This is a genomic window from Streptomyces sp. NPDC001220 (genome assembly GCF_053597895.1).
Window position 1 is genome coordinate 75,137 of the sequence record NZ_JBSFJE010000001.1, and the last position, 26,319, is coordinate 101,455.

Sequence of the window (26,319 nt, forward strand, 5' to 3'; positions counted from 1 at the left end):
GATGTCCGTATGGTTACGAAACCGGTACCGGGAGTGACATCGCCGCTCGTGGTGGTGGTCAGCCGACCGTGATGGAGTCCAGCTTCTCCCGCAGGTAGACGTGCGAGTCGACCGGCGGGTACGCCACCCGGCCGACCGGCGCCGGGACCGACTCGACGGTGGTGCCCGGGGTGCACTCGCCGAAGTAGACGAGGGACATCAGTTCCTCGGCGGGCGCGTCGGTGGGCGGCGGCAGTACCCGGTGCCGTCCCGAACGCCACCGGTCGCCGGTCCAACGGGCCATCAGGTCGCCGATGTTGATGGTGAAGGCGGCCGGGTCGAACGGGGCGTCCTCCCAGCCGCCCTCGTCCGTGAACACCTGGAGCCCGCCCTTGCCCGCCTGCCGGTCCAGGATGGTCACCGTCCCGAAGTCGGTGTGCGGTCCGATCCGGAACTGCCCCGGCGCGGGCTCGCCGAGCACCTCGGTCCCCGGATACCAGTTGATGTTGAAGCCGTACGTCGGATGGTCCATGTGCCGGGAGAAGAAGTCCCGTTCGAGCCCGAGGGCGTACCCGAGGAGGGACAGCAGCTCCTTCTCCAGCTCGGCCATCCGGTCCAGGTACTCCGCGCAGAGCGTCCGCAGCTCGGGCACCTCCGACGGCCACACGTTGGGCGCGTACCACTCGGCGTTGACCAGCGGGTCCTCGAACGGCTCGTGGGTCGCGAAGGTCAGCGACTCCTTCAGGTCGGGCGGGGTCTCGGTGCCCTCCGAGTAGCCGTTGGCCTCCGCGCCGGGCCCCAGCCAGCCGCGGCCGCCGACCTTCGCCTCGTACGCCTGCTTCACCTCGTCGGACAGCGCGAAGAACCGCCGCGCGGCCTCCCGGACCCCGTTCCGCAGCTCCGCGTCGACCCCGTGCCCGGTGACGAGCAGGAAGCCGGCGGTCTGCAGGGCACCGTCGACGGTCCGGGCGATCTCCCGCCGGTCGTCCTCGTCCCCGTCGAGCCAGGGCCGCAGATCGACGGTGGGGATACGGGGGCCGGGGCTGGTCGTGTCACTCGTCACCGATGTCCTCGTTCCACAGGGCCGGATGGTTCTTGATGAAGGCGCGCATCACGTCGACGCACTCCGGGTCGTCCAGCAGGACGATCTCCACACCGTGCTCGGCGAGCCAGTCGTGGCCGCCGTGGAAGGTGGTCGCCTCGCCGATCACCACCCGGGAGATGCCGAACTGGCGGACCAGACCCGAGCAGTACCAGCACGGCGACAGGGTCGTCACCATGGTGGTGCCCCGGTACGACCGCTGCCGCCCCGCCGCGCGGAAGGCGGCCGTCTCGGCGTGCAGGGACGGATCGCCGTCCTGCACCCGCCGGTTGTGCCCACGCCCGAGCAGTGCGCCGTCGGCGCCGTAGAGCGCGGCGCCGATCGGGATGCCCCCCTCGGCGAGCCCGGCGCGGGCCTCGGCGACGGCGGTGGCGAGCCAGGTCCGTGCTTGCAGCTGATCCATGTCTTCACTCTCCTGTGGCCGAAACACGAGGGCAACGTGCGGAAAGTACCCTCCGGGCAACCCGCGGCAGGACGAAATGTCAGCGCCCGTGCCCGTCCCCTGGAGGTCCCCGTGCCCGCACTCACCCTCCGCGAAGTCCTGGCCCTCGACCCCGTGCGGGCGGCCCGTCCCGAACTGCTCGCCGGGGAGGGCGCCCTGGACCGCCCCGTGCGCTGGGTGCACTCCAGCGAGGTCTACGAGGGGGCCAACTTCCTCGACGGCGGCGAACTGCTCCTCACCAACGGCTTCGGCCTGACCGACGCCGCCGACGAGGTCCGCCGCCGGTACGTGCGGGAGCTGGCGGCGCGCGGTGCGGCCGGTCTCGCGGTGGAGGTCGGGCGGGCCCTGCCCGGCATGCCGCCCGAAGTGACCGACGAGGCCTGCCGCCTCGGCCTGCCGCTGCTCGCCCTGCACCGGGTGGTGCCCTTCGTCCGGATCGCCGAGGCCGCCAACCGGGCGATCGTGGCCCGGGGGCTGTCCGGGCGTGCGGTGGTGCGGCCCTGGGGCGACGATCACACGGCGGCCCTGCTGGCCGACCTGGCCGACCGGGCCGCGCTGAACCAGCCGGAGGTGGAGGCCCGCTCCGCGCTCGCCGGGTTCCGTCCGGGGCCGGGGGCGTGGCTGATCGGGGTGTCGGTGCACGGGACGCGGGAGACCGGAGCCGTGGACCGGGCGGTGCGGCTGCTGGGCGGGGCGGGGGCGATGCGGGCGGCGTTCCCCGGTGACGTACTCGCGCTGGTCGTGCTGCCGGGCGCCGGCGGCCGTGTGGGCGCCGGCCGGGGCGGCCCGGGTGCGGGCCTCGGCGCGGGGCTCGGCTCCCGCGACCCCGTCCGCGCGGTCCAGGAGGCCTTTCGCACGGTCGCCGGCGCCGGGCTCACCGTCGCCGTCGGGCACGCCGTCGACGCGGGCGGCGGCTGGCTGCACTGGAGCGAGACGCTGCGCGCGGCCCGCACCACCCTCGAACTGGCCCTGACCGTGCCGCCCGCGGAACCGGCCCCGGCGCAGGGCCCGTTGGTGACCTCCGCCCGCGCCCTCGCCCTGGAACGGGAGCTGACCCGGGGCGGTGTCGCCGCCAACCGCGACCGTCTCGCCGCTCTCGTCCAGCACACCCTCGGCCCGCTGCTGGCCTGGGAGGCCGCCCACGCCAGCGACCTGGTCCGCACCCTGGAGGTCCACCTCCGCCACGGCTGCTCCCCGACCCGCACGGCGGCCCTCCTCCACATCGGCCGCCAGTCCCTCTACCAGCGCCTGGAACGCATCGAGGCCCTCCTCGGGCTGGAGATCGACGACCCCGACCTGCTGGGCGAACTGCTGACGGCTGCCTGCGCGCACCGGGTGGTGCGGGGGACGGCGGTGGCGGTGAGCGGGCTGCGCACGGTGGCCTGAGCGAACCGGCTCTCACCCGTTGGTGGCCGCCCCGCCCGGCATCCGGGCGCTTCCGCGTGCGCGGACCGGGGACCGCACGGACGCTGGGACCGTGGCCGACGGGATCAGCGGTGAGGCGATGATCGTGACGATGGTGTCGGTGCCGGACGGGGGCACGACGCGTATCTCGGTGCCGGAGGCCCGTCGGCGGCTTGCCGGGGACCCGTTCCTGATCCTCGGGATCCAACTGCCGCAGGAGGCCGACCCGGCGGAGGAGCCGGTGGCACGGCGGCTCGGGCTGGACGACGAGGACCTGGACTGGTTCGGTGTGCCGGACGAGTCGCCGCGGGCCGAGTTCCTGGGGGACATCGCCGGTTTCGTCGTGCCCGTGGTCGTGGAGGACCGGGTCACGCACGTGCACGCCCTGGCCGGCGAGCGCTTCCTGGTGGCCGCCCACTGGGGCCGGGCCGTCCTGGCGCCGGGCCTCAGGGCCCAGCTGCGGCGCGAGCGGCCCCATGACGCCGTGGCCACGCTGTTCCTGCTGCTCCAGGAGGCGCTGGCGACGTTCCGCCGCGCCACGGTGGACGCCCTGCTCCAGGTGGAGGAGCTGGAGGACGCCATGTTCGAGGACCGGCACCCCGAGCAGATCTACCTGCTGTCCCAGCTGCGCCGCCGCGCCGCCCTCCTGCACCACTCGCTGCTGCCCTACCTCCAGGCCGTCGACGAGGTGGTCACCCGCCGGATGATGAGCAGCGACTTCCCGGTCGAACGGCAGCGACTCGCCCAGGAGTTCGCCCGCGCGGCCCGTCTGGTCCGCACGGACATCGAGTCCCTCCAGGACGCCGCGCGCCGCGCCCTGGCCAGCTACTCGTCCCTGGTCGCGGGCGAGCAGAACGGCGTGATCAACCGGCTGGCCATCGTGTCGGTGATCTTCCTGCCGCTGTCGTTCCTGACCGGGTTCTTCGGCATGAACTTCACCTTCCTGACGAACCGGCTGGAGACCCGGGACGAGTTCTGGCTGCTCGCCGTGGGCCTCCAGCTGGTCACCCTGGCCGTCGCCGTCTACGTACTGCACCGCACCCGCATCTGGCGGCGGCTGCGGGACGACGGCTAGCCGCGGCGGACCGTCACCCGGGTGGTGTATCCGGATCGTTACGCAGGGCGACGGGGGTGGCAGGCTGATTGCGCCGAACCGACCTCGAAGGAGCCGCGCCATGTACCCGTCCGACTGCAAGTACACCCGGGAACACGAATGGATCCGCGTGAACGGCGGCTCCGCCGAGATCGGGATCACCGAGTTCGCCCAGAAGCAGCTCGGTGACATCGTGTTCGTGGAAGTGCCGACCGTGGGCCACACGATCGACGCCGGCCGGGAGTTCGGCACCGTGGAGTCCGTGAAGGCGGTGACCGAGGTCTACATGCCGGTGGGCGGCAAGGTGATCGAGATGAACGAGGACCTGAACTCCGAACCCGAGCTGCTCAACAGCGAGCCGCACGCCGCGTGGGTGATCAGGATCCAGGTCTCCGACAAGAAGGACCTCGACGACCTGATGAGCTCCGAGAAGTACGAGGAGTACCTCGCCTCGAGGGACGCCTAGCACCGCGACGGCGCTGGGCTCCCGGTCGGCCGGGCCGGGTCACGGTGTCCGCCGGACCCGGCCCCGCAGCGCCGCGTACAGCAGCGCGCTCACCGCGAAGCCGACGACCGGCGTGATGTCGCCGAAGGCGGGGTGGTGCTCGGGCACCCAGCCCACGTAGTCCTCCTGGTTGGAGAAGAGCGGCACGGAGACCGCGACACCGGTCAACAGGGACGCGAGCCCCGGCCAGTTGGTGAAGGAGCGGTCGGTCAGGCGGGCGGCGAGCTGCTCGTCGGTCGCGGTACGGCGCTGGAGCCACCGCTCGACCAGGACGACACCCAGCCAGGGCGCCACCCAGTACGCGATGACCAGCAGGAACGCCTCGTACGCGGCCCCCGCGTCGTCCAGCGAGGCCCAGGCCGCCGCCGTACCGGCGATGCCCGACACCACGACGAGCGCGCTGCGGCTCAGCCAGGTGGGGAGCTTCAGGCCGAAGGAGGCGATGGAGATCGCCCCGGAGTACACGTTGAGGGCGTTCGCCGAGACCCCGCCGAGCATGATGGCGAGCAGGACGAGGTCGCCGAGCCAGCCGGGCAGGTGACCGGTGAAGGCCGCCGTCGGGGTGGCGTCCTTCGGGGCGATGATCGTGGCCGAGGCGGCGCCGACGACGGCGACGATCGAGACCGACACGAACAGGCCCAGCGCCGGGTAGAGGATCGTCCTGACCTTGTTCGCGGTGCGCGGGAGGTAGCGCGAGTAGTCCGTGGCGTACGGGTTCCAGCCGGCCGCGTACCCCCAGGCCGCGCTGAACGCGAGCAGGAAGCCGCCGACACCGCCGCCCGAGCCGCCCCCGCCGAGGTCCGCGTCCTTGAAGGTCCACACCCCGGCCAGCAGGAAGATCACCGCGAGGGCCGGGAACGCGTACTTCTCGAAGGTGTGCACGAAGTTGTGGCCGATGAAGCCGATCAGGATCTCCGCGACCACGACGAGGAGCAGGGAGGGGAGCGGTCGCAGCCCGGTCAGCGTGTTCAGGGCGAAGGCCGCGCTCACGCTGTTCACCGCGAACCAGCCGACGCCCGCGAGCAGGCCGTTGGCGGCGGAGGGCAGGATGTTGCCGAGGTGACCGAAGGAGAAGCGGCCGACCACCATCTGCGGGACGCCGAACCGTGGCCCGTCCAGCGACAGCACGCCCTGGGTGACCGCGCCGATCGCGGTGCCCAGCAGGATCGCGGCGGTGGCCGTCCAGAAGTCCAGGCCGAAGAAGAGGACCGCGATCACGCCGATGTAGACGGTCGCGAACTCGATGTTGGGAGAGGCCCAGGTCCACAGGAGCTGGAGCGGGCCGCCGTGGCGTTCGGCGTCGGGGATCGGTTCCGAGCCCGCCGCCTCCACGGCGATGACCCGGTCGCCGTACTCGGGCGCGATACTGGTGGTGGAACCGGCGGGAGCAGTCGTCATACGAGGTAAGTGTCGGGTTCGCGTCCGGTCCGGCCCAGGGGCGCATTGTCCGTCTCGGACGGCTCACCGGCGTACAAGCTGCACGCATGCGGAAGCTTCCGGAGGCGGGTCGGTCCTCCGGAAGCTTCCGCGGGCGGTGCTCCGGCCGGGTCAGCCGTTGGTGCAGGAGCTGGCGGCCGCCGGGTTGAGCAGGCCGATCACGCTGATGCTGTCGCCGCACGCGTTGACCGGAACTTCGATCGGGAGCTGGATGACGTTGCCCGACACCACGCCCGGGCTGTTGGCCGCGGAGCCCGTGGCGTCGGCACCGTTGTCGGCGAAGGCGGCGGTGGTGCCGCCGAGGACGAGGGCGGTGGCGAGGGCGCCGGTGGCGGCGATGGCTCGGATGCGCATGAAGGCTCCTTGGTAGCGAGGTGACAACGCGTCCATCACAACCGCCCGCCACCGGGCCCGCATCCGGAGCTGGGCCGATCGGCCCAAACCGCTCCGCCGGGGTCGCTACGCGGCGAGGCGGCCGGCCAGGTCCTTCGCCTTGTCGGCCGCCTCCTGGAGGGCGCGGTCGCGGGAGGCCTCGTAGAGCGGCACGAGCTCGGCCATGGCCGGGTTCTGCGGAGCCATCGTCAGTTCCGGCACGATGAAGTCGACTTCGAGGCCGAGACCGTCGGCCAGGACCGCGCTCAGGTAGTTCTGCACGTACTCGAACGGCTCCCGCGGGGTGCCCGGCGCGTACGAACCGCCGCGGCTGGCCACGACGGTGACCGGGGTGCCCTTGGCGGAGGGGTTCTCGCCCATCGTGCGGTTGAACAGGACCACGTTGTCCAGCCACGCCTTGAGCGTCGACGGGATCGTGAAGTTGTACATCGGCGCGCCTATGAGGATCGCGTCCGCCCGCTCCAGCTCCTCGATCAGCTGCACACGGTCGGCGAAGGCCGCCGCCTGCTCGGGGGAGTGGGTGGCGGGGTCGACGAAACCGGCGCTGTGGGAGGCCGCGGTGATGTGCGGCACCGGGTTCGCCGCCAGGTCGCGGTAGATCACCGTGCCGTCGGGGTGCTGCTCCTCCCATGCCGTGCGGAAGGCCTCGGTGACGGCACGGGAGGCGGACGCCGCGCCCGGCATGAGCGACGAGTCGATGTGGAGAAGGGTGGCCATGGGTGTCTCCAGACACAGGGGTAGCGAGCCCGGCGCGAGACGCGAGGGGCTGAGAATTCGTACTCAGCTATAGATAACACAGGTGCTTACTTTTTTTCAGCCCCGCCCCGTGATGGACCTGTACCCTGATTCCATGGCGGTGGACCAGGTGCACGACCCGGAGCAGTGCAAAGGTGTGGATGTCGGCATCACGCGCGTCTTCCAGGTGCTGGGAAAGCGCTGGAACGGCCCGATCCTGTCCGTCCTGATGGATCAGCCGACCCACTTCGCCAACCTGCGCCGCGCCATCCCCGGCATCAGCGAACGCATGCTCTCCGACCGGCTCACCGAACTCGGCGCCGCCGGACTCGTCGTGCGCGAGGTCGACGAGGGCCCGCCGCTGCGGGTCTCCTACCGCCTGACCGCGGCGGGCGCCGCGCTCGAGCCGTCGCTGAAGGAACTCGGCGAATGGGCGAAGGAACACCTGCCCGATGCGCCCTGCTGACCCGCCTCAGGGCCGCGCGCCCTCCGGCTCCAGCACCGCGTAGTCCGTGAAGCTGCGCCGGTAGCTCGGGTGGTGGGTGTCCTGGTCGGGGCTCGTCGGCGGCCGAGACGGGTGGCGGCCCCTCCGACTGGTTCCCGGGCTCGGTCAAGCAGGTGCGGGTGTTCCAGCGGGAGCTGACCGCGGCTCAGGTCGGGGCGGTGGTCCGGCGGGACGCGACCGGTCAGTCGGTGCGCGGATCCTCCGGCTTCAGGGACTTCAGGAACTCCGGGTTGTCGTCCGGCGCGACCCACCGCTCCCGGGGCTGCCGGGCCCTGCCCGCGATCAGCCAGGCCACCGGGCCGACCAGCACCTCGCCGAAGAGCAGGATGATCAGCACCCACACCAGTTTCGGCAGGGCACGGACCTCGTCCTCGGGGGTGTTCAGGCAGTCCACGAAGGCGTAGATCCACAGCGCGAGGACCAGCAGAAAAGGCAGATACCTGAGCATGGCGGCCAGAGTAGCGGGTGGCCGGCGTCCGCCGCCGGGGCCGTGGGCATGATGGGCCCCCTCGATTCTGAGGGGGATCCGTGAGGGTGCGTAGGTGGTCTCGCCGGGGGCGGACGGCGGCCGGTGTGGTCGCGGCCGGTCTGCTGGCCGGTGCCGGACTGGTGGCGTACGAGCTGAGTTCGCCGGTGTTCGGCCTGGCACAGGGACCGCTGGCGAAGGACCCGGCGTGCGCGCGGATCGCCGACCGCTACCCCGACCGCCTCGGCGGCGCCGACCGGGACCCGGTCACCTTCGAGGGCCTCGCGGTCTGGGGCCACGGCGCGGTGGAGCTGCGCTGCGGCCTCACCCCGCCCGCCCCGACGACGGACGCGTGCGTCAGCGTGGACGGCGTGGACTGGGTGTGGCGGGACCGGGCGGGGGACCGCAGCGGGGACCGCAAGTACCTCGTCACCTACGGCCGCAGCCCGGCCGTGGAGGTCTCGATCGCGGACTCGGTGACCCGCCCGGACGCGGTGCTGCTGGACCTCAGCCACCTGGTGGCGCCCGTCAGGGCGAGCGCCAAGTGCCTTGAGAGCAACGGTGACTAGTCACGTCTTCTCGGCCAGCAGCGGCTGGACGACGGTGCGCACGTCCGCCGCCGTGAGCGGGCTCAGGTACTTCGCGGCGATCCTCCCGTCCCGGTCGATGAAGAGGGTGTACGGCAGCGCCTGCGGCGCGTAGCCCCGGGGCAGCCGGAGCAGCTTGCGGCTGCCGGGGTCGTGCAGACTCGGGTAGGCCAGCCCGTGCGTCCGCTCGAACGACCGCCCCTTGTCCCGCCGGGCGTCCGTGTCCACCCCGAACACCTGGACCCCCTTGGCCGCCAACTCCTGCTGAACCTTGGACAGTTCGGGCGCCTCGGCCCGGCAGGGCCCGCACCAGGACGCCCACACGTTCAGGACGACGACCTTGCCCCGGTAGTCGGCGAGCCGTACCGCCCTGCCGTCCAGGCCGCTGCCCGACAGGTCGGGGGCGGCCTCGCGGTCGGCGGCCGGCACGCGGGTCAGCGGGGAGACCGGCGAGCCGCCGGTGTCCTGGCGCGGCGCACAGGCGGCGAGCACGAGCAGCAGGGCGAGCAGCGGTAACCGGCGTATCCGGCGGCGGACGATCATGGCCGACGAGTATCGCAGGGGGTATCGCAGGGGGCGGTGACCGGGCCCGGGCCCCGGGTGGCCGATACTGGGACGCATGGCTTACGACGATCTTCGCTCCCTGCTCCGGGCACTGGAGCGCGAGGGAGACCTCAAGCGTGTCAAGGCCGAGGTCGACCCGTATCTGGAGGTCGGGGAGATCGTCGACCGGGTGCAGAAGGCGGGCGGACCGGCGCTGCTCTTCGAGAACGTGCGCGGCTCCAGCATGCCCCTCGCGATGAACGTCTTCGGCACCGACCGGCGCCTGCTCAAGGCCCTCGGCCTGAAGTCGTACGGCGAGATCTCCGAGAAGATCGGCGGGCTGCTGCGCCCCGAACTCCCGCACGGCTTCGTCGGTGTGCGGGAGGCGTTCGGGAAGCTCGGCGCGATGGCCCACGTACCGCCGAAGAAGGTCAAGGAAGCGCCGGTCCAGGAGGTCGTCCTGCACGGCGACGACGTCGACCTGGACCAGCTGCCGGCCCTGTTCACCTGGCCGCAGGACGGCGGCTCCTTCTTCAACCTGGGCCTGACCCACACCAGGGACCCCGAGTCCGGCATCCGCAACCTGGGCCTGTACCGGCTCCAGCGGCACGACCGGAACACCATCGGCATGCACTGGCAGATCCACAAGGACAGCCGCAACCACTACCAGGTGGCGGCCCGCAGGGGCGAGCGGCTGCCCGTCGCGATCGCCTTCGGCTGCCCGCCCGCCGTCACCTACGCCTCCACCGCCCCGCTCCCCGGCGACATCGACGAGTACCTGTTCGCCGGGTTCATCGCGGGCCGGCGGATCGAGATGGTCGACTGCAAGACGGTCCCGCTCCAGGTCCCGGCCAATGCCGAGGTCGTCCTGGAGGGCTGGCTGGAGCCGGGCGAGATGCTCCCCGAGGGCCCCTTCGGCGACCACACCGGCTTCTACACCCCGCAGGAGCCGTTCCCGGCGCTGACCATCGACTGCGTGACGATGCGGAAGCGCCCGCTCCTGCAGTCGATCGTGGTCGGCCGCCCCCCGACGGAGGACGGCCCCCTCGGCCGCGCCACCGAGCGCTTCTTCCTGCCCCTCCTGAAGATCATCGTCCCGGACATCGTGGACTACCACCTCCCCGAGGCCGGCGGTTTCCACAACTGTGCGATCGTCTCGATCGACAAGAAGTACCCGAAGCACGCGCAGAAGGTCATGCACGCGGTCTGGGGGGCGCACATGATGTCCCTCACCAAGCTCATCGTGGTCGTCGACTCCGACTGCGACGTCCACGACCTGCACGAGGTCGCCTGGCGAGCCCTCGGAAACACCGACTACGCCCGTGACCTCACGGTCGTGGAGGGCCCCGTCGACCATCTCGACCACGCCTCCTACCAGCAGTTCTGGGGCGGCAAGGCGGGCATCGACGCGACCAGGAAGTGGCCCGAGGAGGGCTACACCAGGGACGGGGGCTGGCCGGAGATGGTCCTGTCGGACCCGGATACGGCGGCGACGGTCGACCGCCGCTGGAAGGAGTACGGACTGTGAGCTCCGCTTCCGCAGCGCTCCCGCAGCCGGGACGCACGAAAGCCTTCCTCCGTCTGGTGATGATCGAGCACTCGGTCTTCGCCCTGCCCTTCGCGTACATCGCCGCGCTGACCGCGATGTTCGAGTGGGACAGGAACATCCACTGGGCGCGGCTGCTCCTGGTCACGATCTGCATGGTCGGCCTGCGTACCTTCGCGATGGCCGTGAACCGGATCATCGACCGCGAGATCGACGCCCGGAACCCGCGCACGGCCCACCGTGAGCTGGTCACCGGCGCGATGAGCGTGAAGCACGCCTGGACCGGCGCGCTGATCGCGGTGGTGGTCTTCCTCGGCGCCGCGGCCCTCCTCAACCCGCTCTGCCTGGCCCTCGCCCCCGTCGCGGTGATCCCGATGGTGGTCTACCCCTACGGCAAGCGGTTCACGAACTTCCCGCAGGCCATCCTGGGTCTCGCCCAGGCCATGGGCCCGATCGGCGGCTGGCTGGCGATCACCGGCGAGTGGTCCTGGGACGCGGTGATCCTCGGCCTCGCGGTCGGCATCTGGATCGGCGGCTTCGACCTGATCTACGCCTGCCAGGACGTGACGACCGACCGCGAGATCGGCGTCAGGTCGGTCCCGGCCCGCTTCGGCATCCCGGCCGCGATCTGGGGCGCCCGCGCCTGCCACCTGGTCACGACGGCCCTGTTCGTCTGGTACGCCGTGGCGACGCACGCGGGCGGGTTCTTCTGGCTGGGCCTGGTGATCGTCGCCGGCGCCTTCGCCTACGAGCACTCCATCGTCCGCCCGCACGACCTCTCCCGCCTCAACCGCGCCTTCTTCAGCGTCAACGGGTTCATCGGCATTGCCCTCTTCGTGTGCGCCCTGCTGGACCTGCTGGTCCGGGGCCTGACGGTCTGAGTACCGTCGGCCACCGCGGCCCCGTCCTGAACTCGGTCGGGCGCGCCGGTACGCTCAAGGTGTGAACGCAGGAGAAACACAGCGCGTGCCTTGGATCGTGGGGGTGTCCGGGGCGTCCGGTACGCCGTACGCGGCCGCTGTGCTGCGTGCGCTGCTGGACGCGGGCGAGAGCGTGGACCTGGTGGTCAGCCGGGCGTCGCGGCTCACCCTGCTGGACGAGACCGGGATCTCCTTCCGGGACGCGCACTGGCAGGACGACCTGGGGGAGTGGCTGGCCCGGGGGGCCGACGGCAAGCCGGGGACCTTCCAGGCGGACCTGGCGCGGGTGCGGTACTGGAACGCCGGGGACCTGGCCGCCGGGCCGTCCTCGGGGTCGTACCGGACCAAGGGCATGCTGATCGTGCCGGCCTCCACCGCCGCCGTCGCCGGGGTCGCGCTCGGGCTCTCCAAGGACCTGCTCCAGCGGGCGGCCAGTGTCAACCTGAAGGAGCGCCGGCCGCTCGTCGTCGCCGTCCGCGAGACCCCGCTGAACGGCCAGACCCTGCGGCACCTCGTCACCCTGGACGACCTGGGGGCGGTCGTCGTCCCCACCTCCCCGGCGTTCTACGCGGGCGCGACGCACATCCAGGACCTGGTGGACTTCGTCGCCGGGCGGGTGCTGGACGCGGCCGGTGTGGGGCACCGGCTGTACCGCCGCTGGGAGGGCGACCTCGGGGGCGGCAGCAGGTAGCAGGCCCCTGCACCACCCGGCACCACCCGGCACCACCCGGCACCACCGGGGCAGCACCACCCGGCATCACCCGGCACCACCTCTGCAGTACCTCTCATCTACTTCGGGAACTTTCAGCGGAAGGCTTCGATCGCATGGACGCCGTGGACAGGCAGCTCATCCAGGCCCTGAGGGAGAACGGCCGGGCCTCGTACGCGGAGCTGGGGCGCCTCGTCGGACTGTCGGGACCAAGCGTCACCGACCGCATCAACCGGCTGGAGGCGGCCGGTGTCATCACCGGCTACCGCGCCACCGTGAACGCGGCCTCGCTCGGCCTCGGTGTCATCGCCCTGATCGGCATCTCCCTGTCCGACGCGGCCGACCACGAGGACGTGGCGCAGCGGCTGCGGGACCTGCCGGAGATCGAGGACTGCTGGTTCATCGCCGGCGACGACTCCTTCATGCTCAAGGTGCGCTCGACGGACGTCGACGGCCTGGAGAAGACCATCCGGCGGCTGTCCGGGACCAAGGGCGTCTCCCGGACCCGTACCACCATCGTGCTGTCCACGAAGTGGGAGAACCGGGTCGGGGAACTGCCCGAAGAGGTCTAGCCGTACGGTGGGGTGGTCGTGGTCGTGACGAAAGGTGTGGGCATGGACGTCGGGCTCAAGCGTGAGCTGGAGGAGAAGGTCAGGGCCGGTGAGCGGCTGACCCGCGAGGACGGCATCGCGCTGTACGAGTCGGACGACCTGGCCTGGCTGGGCGGCCTCGCGCACGAGGTGCGGACGCGGAAGAACGGTGACGTCGTCCACTTCAACGTCAACCGTCACCTCAACATGACCAACGTGTGCACCGCGTCCTGCGCGTACTGCTCGTTCCAGCGCAAGCCGGGCGAGAAGGACGCGTACACGATGCGCATCGAGGAGGCGGTGAAGCTCGCCAAGGCGATGGAGGGCGAGAACCTCACCGAGCTGCACATCGTCAACGGGCTGCACCCGAACCTGCCGTGGCGGTACTACCCGCGGTCGCTGCGGGAGCTGAAGGCGGCCCTGCCGGACGTCTCCCTCAAGGCCTTCACGGCCACCGAGATCCACCATTTCGAGACGATCAGCGGGCTGTCGGCCTCGGAGATCCTCGACGAGCTGATCGACGCGGGCCTGGAGTCCCTCACCGGCGGCGGCGCGGAGATCTTCGACTGGGAGGTCCGCCGGCACATCGTGGACCACCGCACCCACTGGGAGGACTGGTCCCGGATCCACCGGCTGGCGCACGAGAAGGGCCTCAAGACGCCCTGCACGATGCTCTACGGCCACATCGAGGAGCCCCGCCACCGGGTCGACCACGTGCTCCGGCTCCGCGAACTCCAGGACGAGACGAACGGCTTCCAGGTCTTCATCCCGCTCCGCTACCAGCACGACTTCGTGGACATGAAGGACGGCAAGGTCCGCAACCGGCTCCAGGCGCGCACCCAGATGGCGACCGGCGCGGAGGCCCTCAAGACCTTCGCGGTCTCGCGTCTCCTCTTCGACAATGTGCCGCACGTCAAGGTCTTCTGGGTCATGCACGGCGTCCAGACGGCGCAGCTGGCGCTCCAGCACGGCGCCGACGACATGGACGGGTCGGTCGTCGAGTACAAGATCACTCACGACGCGGACAACTACGGCACGCCGAACAAGCTGACCCGCGAGGACCTGCTGGACCTCATCCGCGACGCGGGCTTCCGCCCGGTGGAGCGGAACACGCGCTACGAGATCATCCGCGAGTACGACGGCCCCGACCCGGCGCGCCGGGAGTCTCCGCAGCCGATGCGGGTCTGAGGGAGCCGGGGGGCGTTCCCGGGTGCGGGTGCGGGTGCGGGTGCGGGTGCGGGTGCGTGGGGGCTGATCGCGCAGTTCCCCGCGCCCCTGAAAGAAGGCCCGCTGCAGTGCGCCCCCTTGGAGGCGCGGGGAACTGCGCGACAAGCCGCGACGCACCCGCAGTCGACAGCGCACCCCGGTCCGCATGGTGAATGGTCGTCGCACCCGCCTCCGTGTAAGGGATAGCATCCTGACGTGTCCCTTACCTTTACCCTGGACCCGGCTGTCACCCCCGCCCTCCGTGACGGCATCCTCGACCTCTGGACGGACGTGTCCAACGCCGGTGGAGCCGTCGGGTTCGTCGCCCCGGTGACCCCCGGGGAGATCCGCCCGGAGCTGGTCAAGCACTTCGTCGCCATGGCCGAGGGCCGCAACCGGCTCCTCGTCGGCCACGACGAGGCCGGTACCGTCGCGGCCACCGCCTTCTTCTCCTTCAACACCCACCGCCTCATGAAGCACTGGGTGTGGCTGTACACGGTGATGGTGCACCCGAAGCACCAGGGGCAGGGCTACGGCCGGGACCTCCTCGCGGCCGCCGCCGACGCGGCCCGCGGCTTCGACGGCATAGCCGCGATACGCCTCGGCTGCCGCGGCGGCCACGGCCTGGAGAAGTTCTACGGCTCCTGCGGCTACCAGGAGGTCGGCCGCGTCCCCGCCGCGATCCGCGTGGCCCCGGGCGACGACCGCGACGACATCACCATGCTGCTGCCGCTCGTCTGACCCCGCTGCAAGATCGGCCCCGGGCCGTGCTTCACTGGACGGTGCCCCTTTTCGTCATCGGAAGACTGGATTGAGATGCTCCGCTACACGCTGATGCGCCTCGGTATCTTCGCGGGCTGCCTCCTTGTCGTCTGGGGCCTGGTCTACGCCGGCGCGTTCCCGCGTGGCTTCGGCGACTCCAACCTCCTGTGGGTCCTGCTGCTCTCCCTGGTCCTGTCGGCACCGATCAGCTTCGTCGTGCTGCGCAAGGAGCGGGACCGCGCGTCGGTACAGGTCTCGCAGCGGGTCGACCGGATGAAGGCCAACATCGAGGCCAACCGCAGCCAGGAGGACGAGGTCGTCGACGAGGCGGCGCAGGCGCAGCCCCAGGGACGGGCCCAGACCTCTTCCTGAGCGACTCCCTCGCCGCCGGCCCCCCGTAGGCTTTGCCCATGGGTGCCGTGAAGACCAAGCGCATGCCGCGGGCGGTCCGGGAGCAGCAGATGCTGGACGCCGCCGTGCGAACCTTCGGGCAGCGCGGCTACATGGCCGCGTCGATGGACGAGATCGCCGAACTCGCCGGTGTCTCCAAGCCGTTGGTGTATCTGTACCTCAACTCCAAGGACGACCTGTTCACGGCGTGCATCCGCCGTGAGTCGAAGGCGCTGACCGAGGCGGTCCGCGGCGGCGTGCACCGGGACCTGCCCGCCGACCGTCAACTCTGGGACGGACTCGAGGCGTTCTTCGCGCACACCGCCGAACACCCCGACGGCTGGTCGGTGCTGCATCTGCAGGCGCGCACCCACGGCGAGCGGTTCGCCTCCGAGGTCGCGGCGATGCGCACGGAGATCGTGGAGTTCGTGACCCAGCTCATCGTGGTCGCCGCCCGTGAGGCGCGGCGCGATCCCGATCTGCCCGAGCGCGAGGTGGCGGGGCTCGCCGAGGCCCTGGTCGGTGCCGCCGAGTCCCTCGCCGCCTGGGCGAACGTCACTCCCGGTGTCACCGCGCGAGAGGCGGCGACGACCCTGATGAACTTCGCGTGGGCGGGCCTGGGCAACCTGATGGACGGCCACCCCTGGGCGCCGACGCCACCGGACCCGGCCGGGACGGCGGACGCCGGTTCCCGCACGGCGCCCCAGCGGCGCAGGGCGAGCGCGAGCCGCTGACACCCCACACGGCACAACCGCCCGGCACCCCACCGGGCAACCTCCCGCACCCCCCGCCGTGCGCGCCCTGGGCTGCCGGTGCCGAGCCCGGCACTCTTTCTGCACCCCCACCGCGCGCCGCGTGCGCCCCGGGCCGTCGGTGCCGCGCCCGGCAGTCTTCCGCGCCCCCCGCCGCGCGCGCCCCGGGCCGCCGGTGCCTCGCCCGGCCCTCTTTCTGTACCCCCACCGCGCGCCGCGTGCGCCCCGGGCCGTCGGTGCCGCGCCCGGCAGTCTTCCGCGCCCCCTGCCGCGTGCGCCCCGGGCTGCCGGTGCCTCGCCCGGCACTCTTTCTGTACCCCCACCGCGCGCCGCGTGCGCCCCGGGCCGTCGGGCCTCGCCCGGCAGCAGTCTTCCGCCCCCCGCCGCGTGCGCCCCGGGCCGTCGGTGCCTCGCCGGGTAATCTTCCGCGCCTCCCGCCGCACGCGCCCCCCCGGTCGCCGGTGCCCAGCGGCACGGGTAGTGGGTGGCCGGCCCTGCTCGTCGAAACCGTTGTGCCGGAAGGGGCCGGGGGGTTGGTCAGCCGGCGTGCGGTCGGACACGGCCCGCCACGTGCACCCGGCCCGACGCGCCGCGCAGCTCGAACCGTCCCCCCTCCGCCGCGTAGGTGACCGTCCCCGGCAGCAGTACCGGCGTCCTGAACTCCGCCTCCACCCGGGCGCGTTCCGGCACCCCGTGGGCGGCGAGACACCGGGCCGCGGTCCACATGCCGTGCGCGATGGCCCGGGGAAACCCGAAGAGCCGCGCGGTGAGCGGGTGCAGATGAATGGGGTTCCGGTCCCCGGAGGCGGCCCCGTACCGCCGCCCGACGTCGGCGGCGATCCGCCACTGCGCGACGGCGGGCAGCGGTGCTCGCTCCTCCCGGGCGGCCTCGGTCGTCCGCGAGGTCGGATGCCGCGCCAGATACCTGCTCCGCGACTCCCATACGACGGCCTCCCCGTGCCGCACCTCGGTGACGACGACGGCTTCGGTCCCCCGCCGGTGCGGGCCCAACCCGGCGACATGGACGGAGAGTTCGTACGTCCCGCCGGCCGGCATCTCCGCGTGCCGGGAGATCTCGACGGACGTGTGCACGAGCCCCAGCAGGGGCAGCGGGAACTCCCGCTCACTCATCAGCCGCATGGCGAGCGGAAACCCGAGCACGTGCGGATAGGTGACCGGCATGCCCTCCTCGCCGGTGGCGAACCCGCAGACGCGTTCGTAGGCGGCGAGCCTGCCGAGTTCGGGCCGAAGCCCGGGAAGGACCAGCCGGGTACGGGGGAACGCGGCACCGGCGGCGGGCTTCTTGAACGGCGACAGCAGGGCACCGCGCGCGAGAAGCGGCGTGAGGGAGGGTGCGCTGCTGAGCACGATCACGGGGTTCACCTTTCAACGCCGGCGAGGTTTTGGCCCCCAAGTGCTTACTTTGGAGTAAGGTTACCGAAGGTAAGTCTATGTCACGGCTGTAAAGGTCCGGAAGTGGGGCCTAATGTGAGAGACCCTCACGTAACCTCCGGGATTGCACAGGCCCGGCCCCGGACCATCCCCGAAACCCCACATCCCCGCCACAGCGGCCCCGTACGATCTCCAGACCTAACCGCCGGTAACGCCATGCTGAGGCCCGGCCCCGGTGAACGCCTCGGTGCGCGAGGCGCGTACGACATGCAGCAAGCAGTTCACTCGCTGCACGCCCGAGGAGCCGCCCCGTGTCCACTTCGTCTTTCCAGAACGCCGTCCCTGTCTCACCGGGCGCCGCGGTCCAGGCCACGGACTACGACGGGAAGCCGATCCTGGTCGAACCCCACGTCCAGCGGCTGGACGGAGTGGTGCGGGAAGCCTCCGTACCGCCGTTCGCGCCGCCGGTCCGGCACGGCTCGCTCGCCGACCTGCCGTTCGAGAACGCGGAGTTGGAGCCCGGCACGATCGTGCTCAGCCGCAAGCCGGCCACGGGTGAGGGCCGTTGGGAGCAGGTGACGGCCGCCCAGTTCGCCGCACAGGTGCTGGCGGTGGCCAAGGGGCTGATAGCGGAAGGGCTGATGCCGGGCGACCGGATCGCCGTCATGGCCCGGACGACGTACGAGTGGACGCTCCTCGACTTCGGCGCCTGGGCGGCCGGCCTGGTGACCGTCCCGGTCTACCCGACCTCGTCGGTCTTCCAGACCCGCTGGATCCTGCACGACTCCGGTGCCGTGGCCCTGGTCACCGAGACCTCCGGACAGGCCGCCGCGCTCGGTCCCGAACTGGACCGGCTGCCCGACCTGCGCCACCTGTGGGTGATGGAGAAGGGGCACGTGGACCGGCTCGCGGAGGCCGGTGCGCAGGTGCCGGAGGCCGAGGTGGGCGTACGGCGCGGCATGCTGGGCCCCGACACCCTCGCCACCCTCATCTACACCTCGGGCACCACCGGCCGCCCCAAGGGCTGCGCGCTCTCGCACGGCAACTTCTTCGCCGAGGTCGACAACGCGATCGAACTCCTCTACCCGATCTTCAAGGCCCGCAACGACGAGGAGGTCTCCGTCCTCCTCTTCCTGCCCATGTCCCACGTCTTCGGGCGGATGGTGGCGATCGCCTGCATCCGCGCCGGGGTCCGCCTCGGCCACGCCCCCAGCCTCAAGGCCGAGGACCTGCTCCCGGATCTGGCCGCCTTCAAGCCGACCTGTCTGCTCACCATCCCCTACATGCTGGAGAAGGTCTTCAACTCCGCCCGGGCGAAGGCGGAGGCGGGCGGGCGGGTCGCGGTCTTCGACCGGGCCACCGCGGTCGCCCAGCGGTACGGTGAGGCCCTGGAGGCCAGACAGACCGGCACCGGCAGCGGCCCCGGCCGCGCCCTGAAGACCGCCCGCGCCTTCTACGACCCGCTGGTGTACCGCCGTATCCGTGCCGCCATGGGCGGCCGGGTCCGGCACATCATCTGCGGAGGCTCCCCGCTGGGCCGCCGGCTCGCCGCGTTCTACGCCGGCGCCGGCATCGAGGTCTACGAGGGCTACGGCCTGACCGAGACCACCGCCGCCACCACCGTCACCCCGCCGCTCAAACCCCGGCTGGGCACGGTCGGCTGGCCGATGCCCGGCACCAAGGTCCGGATCGCCGCCGACGGCGAGATCCTGGTCGCCGGCGACCATGTGCTGCGCGGCTACTGGGACCCGCAGGCCGGCGGGGTCGTCCCGGCGACCCGGGACGGCTGGCTGGCCACCGGCGACATCGGTGAACTCGACGACGAGGGCTACCTCACCATCACCGGCCGCAAGAAGGAGATGCTGATCACCGCCGGCGGCAAGTCGGTGGCCCCCGCCCCGCTGGAGAACTGGCTCCGCTCCCACCCGCTGATCTCCCAGGTGATGCTGGTCGGCGACGGACTGCCGTACGTCAGCGCGCTGATCACCCTCGACCGGGACGGCCTCACCCACTGGCGCCAGATGAACGGCAAGCACCCGGTGCCCCCGGAACTCCTGCTGGACGACCTGGAGTTGCAGGCGATCCTGCAACGGGCCGTCGACGAGGCCAACAAGCTGGTCTCGCGCCCCGAGTCGATCCGCCGCTTCGCGATGCTCCCCGTCGACTTCACCGAGGAGGCCGGGCATCTGACCCCCTCGATGAAGCTCCGCCGGGACGCGGTCATGAAGGACTTCGCGACCGAGATCGAGAGCCTCTACACGAAGGAGAGGTAGCCCGCGGAGCGCTCAGGGCCCCCTCGGGCAGGTCTCGGCCGGCTTCACGACGAAACCCTCGCGCTGCTGTTCCTGATCGTCCGGGTGCTCGCCGAGACCGAGTCCGACCGCACCGCGGCATGGACCGTCGCCGCCCTGGTCGCCGCCGTGCTGATGCTGCCGCTGCGCGGCCGTACGGTGGCCACTTTGGTGGCCGGGCAGTACGTGCTGACGGTCGCCCTCGCCCTGGCGGTCCTCATCGGGTGCTTCCTGCGCGCCATGGAGGCCCGCAGACAGCGGGCCGTCCAGGACGTGCGGTACGCCGAGCGGCTCGCCCTCGCCCGTGACCTGCACGACCTCATCGCCCATCACATGACGGGGATCATCGTGCAGGCCAACGCGGCCCGGACCGTGCACGCGACGGCGCCGGAGAAGGTCGATCCGGCCCTGGAGGCGATCGCCCGGTCCGGGACGGAGACCCTGGAGTCGATGCGGCGTCTGGTCCGCGTCCTGCGCGAGGACAACCACCAGGCCCTGCGCCCCGCCGACCTGCTCTCCGGCCTCGGCGACCTCGTCACCGACTTCTCCGGGCGCCGCCCCGACGCCCCCGCCGCCCGGTTCGAAGCCGGCGTTGCCGCCCGGACCAGCAGGTTCAGCCCCGAGGTCGAGACCTCCGTGTACCGGGTGGTCCAGGAGGCCCTCACCAACGTGCACCGCCATGCCCCCGGCGAGCGGGTCGTCGTACGGCTGGACGCCGACCCGGACTGGCTCCATGTCACGGTCACCAACAGCCTGGCCCACCGCCGTACCGGCAGTCCGGCGGGCGGCCAGAGCGGGCTCGGGCTGATCGGGTTGCGGGAGCGCATCGAGGCGCTCGACGGCGAGTTCTGGGCCGGGGCCGTGGATCCCGCTCAGTGGGAGGTCCGCGCCAGCGTGCCGCGCTCCCCGGCGGACCCGCCGGTGCGCCTGGCGGGATGAGCCCGCTCAGTGGTGCCGCGAGGTGACCACGCCGTGCTCCCAGGCCCAGGCCGCGACCTCCACCCGGTTACGGGCGCCGGTCTTCGACTGGATCCGGGCCAGATACGTCTTCACCGACGACAGCGACAGGAACAGCGCCTCGCCGATCTCCTGGTTGGTACGGCCCACCGCCACCAGCCGCATGATCTCCGTCTCCCGGGCACTCAGCCCGGCCGTGTCCGGGCCGGGGTCCGGGCCGGGACCCGCGCGCAGCTCCCGCAGCAGCCGGACGGTGACGGCCGGCGCGACCAGCGCGTCGCCGCGCGCGGCGGCCCGCACCGCCTCCACCAGCAGCGCGGGCGAGGCGTCCTTCAGCAGGAACCCGCAGGCCCCGAACCGCAGCGCGTCCCGTACGTAGTCGTCCTGGTCGAAGGTGGTGATGACGACGACGTTCGGCCCCTGGCCGCCGTTGTGCCCGGCGGTCAGCGTCCGGGTGACCTCCAGCCCGTCCAGCCGGGGCATCCGCACGTCGACCAGTACGACGTGCGGCTTCAGCCGCCGGGCCAGCTCCACGCACTCGGCGCCGTCGCGGGCCACGCCCACGACCCGGATGCCCGGCTGGGCGTCGAGGATCATCTCGAAGCCGGCCCGCACCAGCTCCTGGTCGTCGGCGATCACCACGTCGATCGGTTCGTCGGCCATGCGCGGCCCCCTACCCCGCTCGCCGTTCGGGCACCGGGATCGGTGCCTCGGCGCCCTCGTGCAGCATCGCGATGATCCGGTCCGCGTAGTCGGCGGGCGCCGTCCCGTCGAGGGCGTCGCGCGCATGGTCGTGCGCCATGCCGACGATCGTGAGCGTGAGGTGGGCGGCGGCCGCGTTCCACAGCGGGTCCCGGCCGCTGCGCTCGGCGATCGCGTCCTCCAGCAGCAGCCGCTCCCGGTACACCAGGTCCCACAGCCGCGCCCGCGGGCCGGGCGCGCGGTCGAGCTGCGCCCGCAGCCGGCGGATCCGGGCCAGTTCGTCGGGATCCAGGTCGAGGGCGGCGCGCACGACCCGTCCCAGCGAGACGGCGACGGCCTCGTCCTCGGGCCGGGTCCGGAGGAGCCCGGCGAGCACACCGACGGTGCGTTCGACGGGGTCGAGCAGGATCGCGTCCTTGTTGGCGAAGTAGCGGTAGACCGTGGAGACCGCCACCTCGGCGCGCTCGGCGACCTGCTCCAGCGTGGCCGCCTCGTACCCGTCCCGCTCGGCGAGCGCGATCATGGCGTCGTAGATCGCCGCCCGGACCTGCTGCGCCTTCTTCTCCCTCAGCCCAACGCGGCAACCGTAACAGAATGGGAAGTCTTCTCATTTTGTACCGGCTCGTGCGAACAGGAACGCCTGCGGGCTCGTTTCGTCGAGGGCGGTGTCGGCCTCCCGCAGGGTGCTGGAGTGGAGCGTGAAGCCGGCCTCCGTCAGCAGCCGTGCCATGGTCTCCGGCCGCCGGCGCTCGAAGTCCAGCGCCACCGGATGCCCCCACGGCTCCTCCAGCCGCCGTGCCACGTCACCCACCTGGAACGCGAGCAGCAGCCGGCCGTCCGGCCGCAGCACCCTCCGGAACTCCCCGAACAGCGCCGGCAACCGCTCGTCGGGCGTGTGGATGGACGAGTACCAGCACAACACCCCGTCCAGCGCCCCGTCGGCCACCGCCAGCTCGAGCATCGAGCCCGGTACGAAGCGGAGGCCGGGGTTCTCCCGGCGGGCGACGGCGAGCATCGACTCGGACAGGTCGAGCCCGAAGACCGACAGCCCGAGGCCGGCCAGCCGGGCGGTCACCCGACCCGGCCCGCAGCCCAGGTCGGCCACCTCACCGCCCTCGCCGACCCATTCGGCGAACGCGGCCAACAGGGCCCGCTCCAGCGGCCGGTCGGCGAGATCCGCACGGAAGTGGTCGGCGTAGTCCTCGGCGATCGTGTCGTAGAAGGTACGGGTGGCGGCGAGAAAGTCGGCAGTCATGCCCGCGGACGCTAGCGGCCGCCACTGACAACGGCCCCCACGGGCCACGGTGGCCACGGGCAACGGCCCCCACGGACAACGGTGGCCACGGGCAACGACCCCCACGGACAACGGTGGCCACGGGCAACGACCCCCACGGACAACGGTGGCCACGGGCAACGACCCCCACGGACAACGGTGGCCACGAACAACGGCCTCCACGGACAACGGTGGCCACGGGCAATGGCCCCCGCTGGCAACGCTCGCCCCTGAGAACGGAAACCCGTGGACTTCGGGGATTGCCTGGCCGAACGTGCCGCGTCACGCGGGCGAACGTGGTTCCGGGCGCCGGCGCTCTCGGGAATGCGGAATTGCCCCCCGATACGGCGGCCGGGAAAAGGCAGGAGCCCCGTCGCCGGAAGGCACGGGGCTCCTTGGGTACTGCACTCAGTCTGAGATCAGACTCTGGGGTGTCTGGATCAGTGAGATCAGACGGGGGTGACGTTCTCAGCCTGCGGGCCCTTCGGACCCTGCGTGACGTCGAAGCTCACCTGCTGGTTCTCCTCGAGCGAGCGGAAGCCGCTCGCGTTGATCGCGGAGTAGTGAACGAAGACGTCCGGGCCGCCGCCCTCCTGGGCAATGAAGCCAAAGCCCTTTTCGGCGTTGAACCACTTAACGGTTCCGGTAGCCATAAGCCCTCCTTGGGCTCAAAAGGGTCGCCCTGCTCCAGAACCTGCAAGTGTGAAAACAAACTAAGTGCCGCACAACTGCATACGTCTGAAAACGACGAGAGCCCGCGGTTACATGCTCCGCAGGCTCTGTACTGCAAGGGAAACCAAACTGCAACTTGCGGCGAGCCTAGCATGTGGGCAGCCGAAAGCAACAGAGGCCAAGATCACGTCACCCGGACGTTTGAACGGCCTCGCAAGTGGGTTGACGCCCGGGGTGGCTTCGGCGCCAACGGCGGGGGCGGTCTCAGCACCGTACCTCATGGGGTCTAGTGTCGCGATGTGGACAATTCTCGCACCCGGCCGCGCGTCGGCCACATCCAGTTCCTGAACTGCCTGCCCCTCTACTGGGGGCTCGCGAGAACCGGCACCCTTCTCGACTTCGAGCTGACCAAGGACACCCCTGAGAAGCTCAGCGAGCAGCTGGTGCGCGGCGACCTCGACATCGGGCCCATCACCCTCGTCGAGTTCCTGCGCAACGCCGGCGACCTGGTGGCCTTCCCGGACATCGCCGTCGGCTGCGACGGCCCGGTGATGTCCTGCGTGATCGTCTCGCAGGTGCCGCTGGACCAGCTGGACGGCCGCCGGGTCGCCCTCGGCTCGACCTCGCGCACCTCGGTCCGCCTGGCCCAGCTGCTGCTCGCCGACCGCTACGGCGTCCAGCCCGACTACTACACCTGCCCGCCCGATCTCAGCCTGATGATGCAGGAGGCGGAGGCGGCGGTGCTCATCGGCGACGCGGCCCTGCGCGCCAACCTGCTGGACGCCCCGCGCTTCGGCCTCCAGGTGCACGACCTCGGCGCGCTCTGGAAGGAGTGGACGGGACTGCCGTTCGTCTTCGCGGTGTGGGCGGCGCGCCGGGACTACCTGGAGCGCGAGCCGCACATCACCCGCGAGGTGCACGGCGCCTTCCTGGACTCCCGCAACCTCTCCCTGGAAGAGGTCGCCAAGGTCGCCGAACAGGCCGCCCGCTGGGAGGCCTTCGACGAGGCGACCCTGGCCCAGTACTTCACCACCCTCGACTTCAGCTTCGGCGCGCCACAGCTGGCCGCGGTCGAGGAGTTCGCCCGCCGGGTCGGCCCGACGACCGGGTTCGCGGCGGATGTGAAGGTCGATCTGCTGGAAGCCTGACAGGCAATAGGCTGCTGCCCGGACTTACTGGGGGGTGGGGACATGCAGCCGCTCGCGGGTGACGAACCTACGACCGTCGGACCGTACCGGCTGCTCGGCCGGCTCGGCTCCGGCGGCATGGGCCGCGTCTATCTGGGCCGTTCGGCCGGCGGCCGGACCGTCGCGGTCAAGATCGTGCATCCGCACTTCGCCCTGGACGAGGAGTTCCGGGCCCGCTTCCGCCGCGAGGTGGCGGCCGCCCGGCGGGTCGGCGGCGCCTGGACGGCACCCGTCCTGGACGCCGACCCGGACGCGCCGGTGCCCTGGGTCGCCACGGCCTACGCGGCGGGCCCGTCCCTGGCGGCCGCCGTCGTGGACGGCGGCCCGCTGCCCGCGCATTCGGTACGGGCGCTGGGCGCGGGCCTCGCGGAGGCACTGGCCGCCGTCCACGAGCTCGGGCTCGTGCACCGGGACGTGAAGCCGTCCAACGTGCTGCTGACCCTCGACGGCCCGCTGCTCATCGACTTCGGCATCGCCCGGGCCACGGACGGCACGGCCTCGCTGACGTCGTCGGGCGTCTCGATCGGCTCCCCGGGATACATGTCGCCCGAGCAGATCCTCGGCAAGGGCGTGACCGGCGCCGCGGACGTCTTCTCGCTCGGCGCGGTGCTGGCCTACGCGGCGAACGGCGTACCGCCCTTTCCCGGCGACTCGTCCGCCGCCCTCCTCTACAAGGTCGTCCACGAGGAGCCCGAACTCGGCTCCCTGAGCGGAGAGCTGCGGGAGGTCACCGAGGCCTGCCTGGTGAAGGAGGCGGGAGCGCGGCCGGCCCCCGGCGAGGTGGCCCGGCGGCTGGCTCCGGAGGGGGCCGCGCGGCTGGTGACGGGCGGCTGGCTGCCGGGGGCGCTCGTGGAGCGGGTCAGCCGGAGCGCGGTGGAGGTGCTCAACCTGGAGGTGACGGAGGCGGCGGTACCGGGTTCCGGTCCGGTGGAGTTCAGGACGCCTTCGGTGGACGCCTCCGGTGGCGGTCCCACGGGGGCTTCCACGGGTGCCGTCACGGGTGCTTCTGCGGGCGTTCCCGCGGGCGTCCCCGCGGGTCTTCCGGTGACGGCAGGGGAGTTCGGGCCGCCGCCGGCGGTGCCGCCCGCGGTCGTACCCGAGCCGCGTGACGCCGTGCCCCCGGGCGTCCCCCCGGGGAAGGTCTCGGTGAGCGTCGCCGCGACCGCCGTACCGGCCGGGGAGGGCGGGCGCGGACGCCGGGTGAGCTGTACGGTCGCGCTCGCGGTGGCCGGGGCGCTGGCGGTGGTGACGGTCGGGGCCGGGTTCCTGCTGAAGCCGTACCTGGGCGGCGGCGACGGCGGCCCGAACAGCGACACCGGCGCCTCTGCCACCTCACCCTCGGCGTCGTCGTCCTCGTCGTCCTCGTCGTCCTCGTCGTCCTCGTCGTCCTCGTCGGGCAGTGGGCCCGTCCCGGCCGCCTACCTGGGCACCTGGGAGGGCTCGGCCACCGCCCTGGACGGCAATCTGCCCATCGGCACCTTCCGGGTCACCGTCCGGCAGACCGAGGTCGGCCGGGAGCTGGGCCGCCTGCGCCAGACCGACCAGCTGGGCGGCGTCTGCACGGACGTGCTCACCCTGACGTCGGTCACCGCCAAGAAGCTCGTCGCGACATCGAAGGGCGTCGAGGGCAACCACGACGGCTGCGACCCGGACTCCACCACGGTGTACCTGACCCCGAGCCACGGCGAGCTGATCTACACGTCGGACAGCTCGGCGGAGGGAAATCCGGTGGCGGTCATGTCGAGGGCGGGGGACTGAGCCCCCGCCGGACCGCCGGAC

At 71.8% G+C, this 26,319-nt stretch carries 29 protein-coding genes; 17 read left to right on the forward strand and 12 right to left on the reverse strand.

The window, feature by feature from the left end; genetic code table 11:
* Window positions 1–58: 58 nt before the first annotated feature.
* On the reverse strand, window positions 59–1,042 hold the full coding sequence (locus ACWDGI_RS00340) for an isopenicillin N synthase family dioxygenase (RefSeq protein WP_450753861.1): 984 nt from the start codon (window positions 1,040–1,042) through the stop codon (window positions 59–61).
* Window positions 1,032–1,484: a nucleoside deaminase gene (locus tag ACWDGI_RS00345; protein WP_360489050.1), complete on the reverse strand. Its 453-nt coding sequence runs from the start codon at window positions 1,482–1,484 to the stop codon at window positions 1,032–1,034. The genes ACWDGI_RS00340 and ACWDGI_RS00345 overlap by 11 nt, the downstream gene beginning before the upstream one ends.
* A 111-nt stretch (window positions 1,485–1,595) precedes the next feature.
* On the opposite strand from ACWDGI_RS00345, the gene ACWDGI_RS00350 reads away from it, so the two are divergent.
* The 3 genes from ACWDGI_RS00350 (at window position 1,596) to gcvH (ending at window position 4,486) form a co-directional block, all read left to right on the forward strand.
* Complete coding sequence (locus tag ACWDGI_RS00350; protein WP_450753863.1) at window positions 1,596–2,909, forward strand: PucR family transcriptional regulator; 1,314 nt, start codon at window positions 1,596–1,598, stop codon at window positions 2,907–2,909.
* A 91-nt stretch (window positions 2,910–3,000) separates the two neighbouring features.
* The gene (locus tag ACWDGI_RS00355) at window positions 3,001–4,002 is read left to right on the forward strand and encodes a magnesium transporter CorA family protein (protein WP_450753865.1); all 1,002 of its coding nucleotides are present in this window, start codon (window positions 3,001–3,003) and stop codon (window positions 4,000–4,002) included.
* Between the two features lie 100 nt (window positions 4,003–4,102).
* Window positions 4,103–4,486: a glycine cleavage system protein GcvH gene (gcvH, locus tag ACWDGI_RS00360; protein ID WP_450753867.1), complete on the forward strand. Its 384-nt coding sequence runs from the start codon at window positions 4,103–4,105 to the stop codon at window positions 4,484–4,486.
* Window positions 4,487–4,525: 39 nt separating this feature from the next.
* On the opposite strand, the gene ACWDGI_RS00365 is transcribed toward gcvH, so the two are convergent.
* From ACWDGI_RS00365 to ACWDGI_RS00375, 3 genes are all read right to left on the reverse strand, one after another.
* Complete coding sequence (locus tag ACWDGI_RS00365) at window positions 4,526–5,923, reverse strand: purine-cytosine permease family protein (RefSeq protein ID WP_450753869.1); 1,398 nt, start codon at window positions 5,921–5,923, stop codon at window positions 4,526–4,528.
* A gap of 150 nt (window positions 5,924–6,073) precedes the next feature.
* Window positions 6,074–6,316: a chaplin gene (locus tag ACWDGI_RS00370; RefSeq protein ID WP_450753870.1), complete on the reverse strand. Its 243-nt coding sequence runs from the start codon at window positions 6,314–6,316 to the stop codon at window positions 6,074–6,076.
* A 105-nt stretch (window positions 6,317–6,421) separates the two neighbouring features.
* On the reverse strand, window positions 6,422–7,072 hold the full coding sequence (locus ACWDGI_RS00375) for an FMN-dependent NADH-azoreductase (RefSeq protein ID WP_450753872.1): 651 nt from the start codon (window positions 7,070–7,072) through the stop codon (window positions 6,422–6,424).
* Window positions 7,073–7,205: 133 nt separating this feature from the next.
* Between ACWDGI_RS00375 and ACWDGI_RS00380 the strand changes: the two genes are divergently transcribed.
* Window positions 7,206–7,556, forward strand: coding sequence for a winged helix-turn-helix transcriptional regulator (locus tag ACWDGI_RS00380; protein WP_450753874.1), 351 nt, complete (start codon window positions 7,206–7,208; stop codon window positions 7,554–7,556).
* Between the two features lie 220 nt (window positions 7,557–7,776).
* Here ACWDGI_RS00380 and ACWDGI_RS00385 read toward each other — a convergent pair whose 3' ends face one another.
* On the reverse strand, window positions 7,777–8,043 hold the full coding sequence (locus ACWDGI_RS00385; protein WP_450753876.1) for a PLD nuclease N-terminal domain-containing protein: 267 nt from the start codon (window positions 8,041–8,043) through the stop codon (window positions 7,777–7,779).
* Between the two features lie 86 nt (window positions 8,044–8,129).
* On the opposite strand from ACWDGI_RS00385, the gene ACWDGI_RS00390 reads away from it, so the two are divergent.
* On the forward strand, window positions 8,130–8,630 hold the full coding sequence (locus ACWDGI_RS00390) for a DUF3515 family protein (protein WP_450753878.1): 501 nt from the start codon (window positions 8,130–8,132) through the stop codon (window positions 8,628–8,630).
* Here ACWDGI_RS00390 and ACWDGI_RS00395 read toward each other — a convergent pair whose 3' ends face one another.
* Window positions 8,631–9,191: a TlpA family protein disulfide reductase gene (locus tag ACWDGI_RS00395; RefSeq protein WP_450753880.1), complete on the reverse strand. Its 561-nt coding sequence runs from the start codon at window positions 9,189–9,191 to the stop codon at window positions 8,631–8,633.
* Window positions 9,192–9,267: 76 nt separating this feature from the next.
* On the opposite strand from ACWDGI_RS00395, the gene ACWDGI_RS00400 reads away from it, so the two are divergent.
* The 8 genes from ACWDGI_RS00400 to ACWDGI_RS00435 all read left to right on the forward strand — a co-directional run bounded on the left by ACWDGI_RS00400 (window position 9,268) and on the right by ACWDGI_RS00435 (window position 16,048).
* Window positions 9,268–10,719, forward strand: a complete 1,452-nt coding sequence (locus ACWDGI_RS00400; protein ID WP_450753882.1) for a menaquinone biosynthesis decarboxylase — start codon at window positions 9,268–9,270, stop codon at window positions 10,717–10,719.
* Window positions 10,716–11,618, forward strand: coding sequence for a menaquinone biosynthesis prenyltransferase MqnP (mqnP, locus tag ACWDGI_RS00405; RefSeq protein WP_450753884.1), 903 nt, complete (start codon window positions 10,716–10,718; stop codon window positions 11,616–11,618). Before ACWDGI_RS00400 ends, mqnP begins: the two co-directional genes overlap by 4 nt.
* 85 nt (window positions 11,619–11,703) lie before the next feature.
* Window positions 11,704–12,348, forward strand: a complete 645-nt coding sequence (locus ACWDGI_RS00410; protein ID WP_360489065.1) for a UbiX family flavin prenyltransferase — start codon at window positions 11,704–11,706, stop codon at window positions 12,346–12,348.
* 134 nt (window positions 12,349–12,482) lie between these two features.
* Window positions 12,483–12,938 (forward strand): Lrp/AsnC family transcriptional regulator, encoded by a 456-nt coding sequence (locus ACWDGI_RS00415; protein ID WP_073901832.1) that lies wholly within the window; start codon window positions 12,483–12,485, stop codon window positions 12,936–12,938.
* A 42-nt stretch (window positions 12,939–12,980) separates the two neighbouring features.
* The gene (mqnE, locus tag ACWDGI_RS00420; RefSeq protein ID WP_384482077.1) at window positions 12,981–14,144 is read left to right on the forward strand and encodes an aminofutalosine synthase MqnE; all 1,164 of its coding nucleotides are present in this window, start codon (window positions 12,981–12,983) and stop codon (window positions 14,142–14,144) included.
* Window positions 14,145–14,378: 234 nt separating this feature from the next.
* Window positions 14,379–14,903 (forward strand): N-acetyltransferase family protein, encoded by a 525-nt coding sequence (locus ACWDGI_RS00425; protein ID WP_450753887.1) that lies wholly within the window; start codon window positions 14,379–14,381, stop codon window positions 14,901–14,903.
* A gap of 75 nt (window positions 14,904–14,978) precedes the next feature.
* Complete coding sequence (locus ACWDGI_RS00430) at window positions 14,979–15,296, forward strand: DUF4229 domain-containing protein (RefSeq protein WP_450753889.1); 318 nt, start codon at window positions 14,979–14,981, stop codon at window positions 15,294–15,296.
* Window positions 15,297–15,334: 38 nt separating this feature from the next.
* Complete coding sequence (locus tag ACWDGI_RS00435; protein ID WP_450753891.1) at window positions 15,335–16,048, forward strand: TetR/AcrR family transcriptional regulator; 714 nt, start codon at window positions 15,335–15,337, stop codon at window positions 16,046–16,048.
* Window positions 16,049–16,603: 555 nt separating this feature from the next.
* Here the strand turns inward: ACWDGI_RS00435 and ACWDGI_RS00440 are convergent.
* Window positions 16,604–17,449, reverse strand: coding sequence for a MaoC/PaaZ C-terminal domain-containing protein (locus tag ACWDGI_RS00440; protein ID WP_450753893.1), 846 nt, complete (start codon window positions 17,447–17,449; stop codon window positions 16,604–16,606).
* 401 nt (window positions 17,450–17,850) lie between these two features.
* Here ACWDGI_RS00440 and ACWDGI_RS00445 point away from each other — a divergent pair, with 401 nt between their 5' ends.
* Complete coding sequence (locus ACWDGI_RS00445) at window positions 17,851–19,731, forward strand: AMP-dependent synthetase/ligase (RefSeq protein ID WP_450755239.1); 1,881 nt, start codon at window positions 17,851–17,853, stop codon at window positions 19,729–19,731.
* An 84-nt stretch (window positions 19,732–19,815) separates the two neighbouring features.
* The gene (locus ACWDGI_RS00450; protein WP_450753895.1) at window positions 19,816–20,688 is read left to right on the forward strand and encodes a sensor histidine kinase; all 873 of its coding nucleotides are present in this window, start codon (window positions 19,816–19,818) and stop codon (window positions 20,686–20,688) included.
* A gap of 6 nt (window positions 20,689–20,694) precedes the next feature.
* On the opposite strand, the gene ACWDGI_RS00455 is transcribed toward ACWDGI_RS00450, so the two are convergent.
* The 4 genes from ACWDGI_RS00455 to ACWDGI_RS00470 form a co-directional block, all read right to left on the reverse strand.
* On the reverse strand, window positions 20,695–21,369 hold the full coding sequence (locus ACWDGI_RS00455) for a response regulator (protein ID WP_450753897.1): 675 nt from the start codon (window positions 21,367–21,369) through the stop codon (window positions 20,695–20,697).
* Between the two features lie 10 nt (window positions 21,370–21,379).
* On the reverse strand, window positions 21,380–21,931 hold the full coding sequence (locus ACWDGI_RS00460) for a TetR/AcrR family transcriptional regulator (RefSeq protein ID WP_450753899.1): 552 nt from the start codon (window positions 21,929–21,931) through the stop codon (window positions 21,380–21,382).
* An 84-nt stretch (window positions 21,932–22,015) separates the two neighbouring features.
* Window positions 22,016–22,663: a class I SAM-dependent methyltransferase gene (locus ACWDGI_RS00465; protein WP_450753901.1), complete on the reverse strand. Its 648-nt coding sequence runs from the start codon at window positions 22,661–22,663 to the stop codon at window positions 22,016–22,018.
* A 467-nt stretch (window positions 22,664–23,130) separates the two neighbouring features.
* Entirely contained in the window at window positions 23,131–23,334 is a 204-nt protein-coding gene (locus ACWDGI_RS00470) for a cold-shock protein (protein ID WP_003992177.1), read from the reverse strand.
* 318 nt (window positions 23,335–23,652) lie between these two features.
* Here ACWDGI_RS00470 and ACWDGI_RS00475 point away from each other — a divergent pair, with 318 nt between their 5' ends.
* Entirely contained in the window at window positions 23,653–24,501 is an 849-nt protein-coding gene (locus ACWDGI_RS00475) for a menaquinone biosynthetic enzyme MqnA/MqnD family protein (protein WP_360489078.1), read from the forward strand.
* Between the two features lie 42 nt (window positions 24,502–24,543).
* Window positions 24,544–26,298 (forward strand): serine/threonine-protein kinase, encoded by a 1,755-nt coding sequence (locus ACWDGI_RS00480; RefSeq protein ID WP_450753903.1) that lies wholly within the window; start codon window positions 24,544–24,546, stop codon window positions 26,296–26,298.
* The last annotated feature ends 21 nt before the right edge of the window (window positions 26,299–26,319 follow it).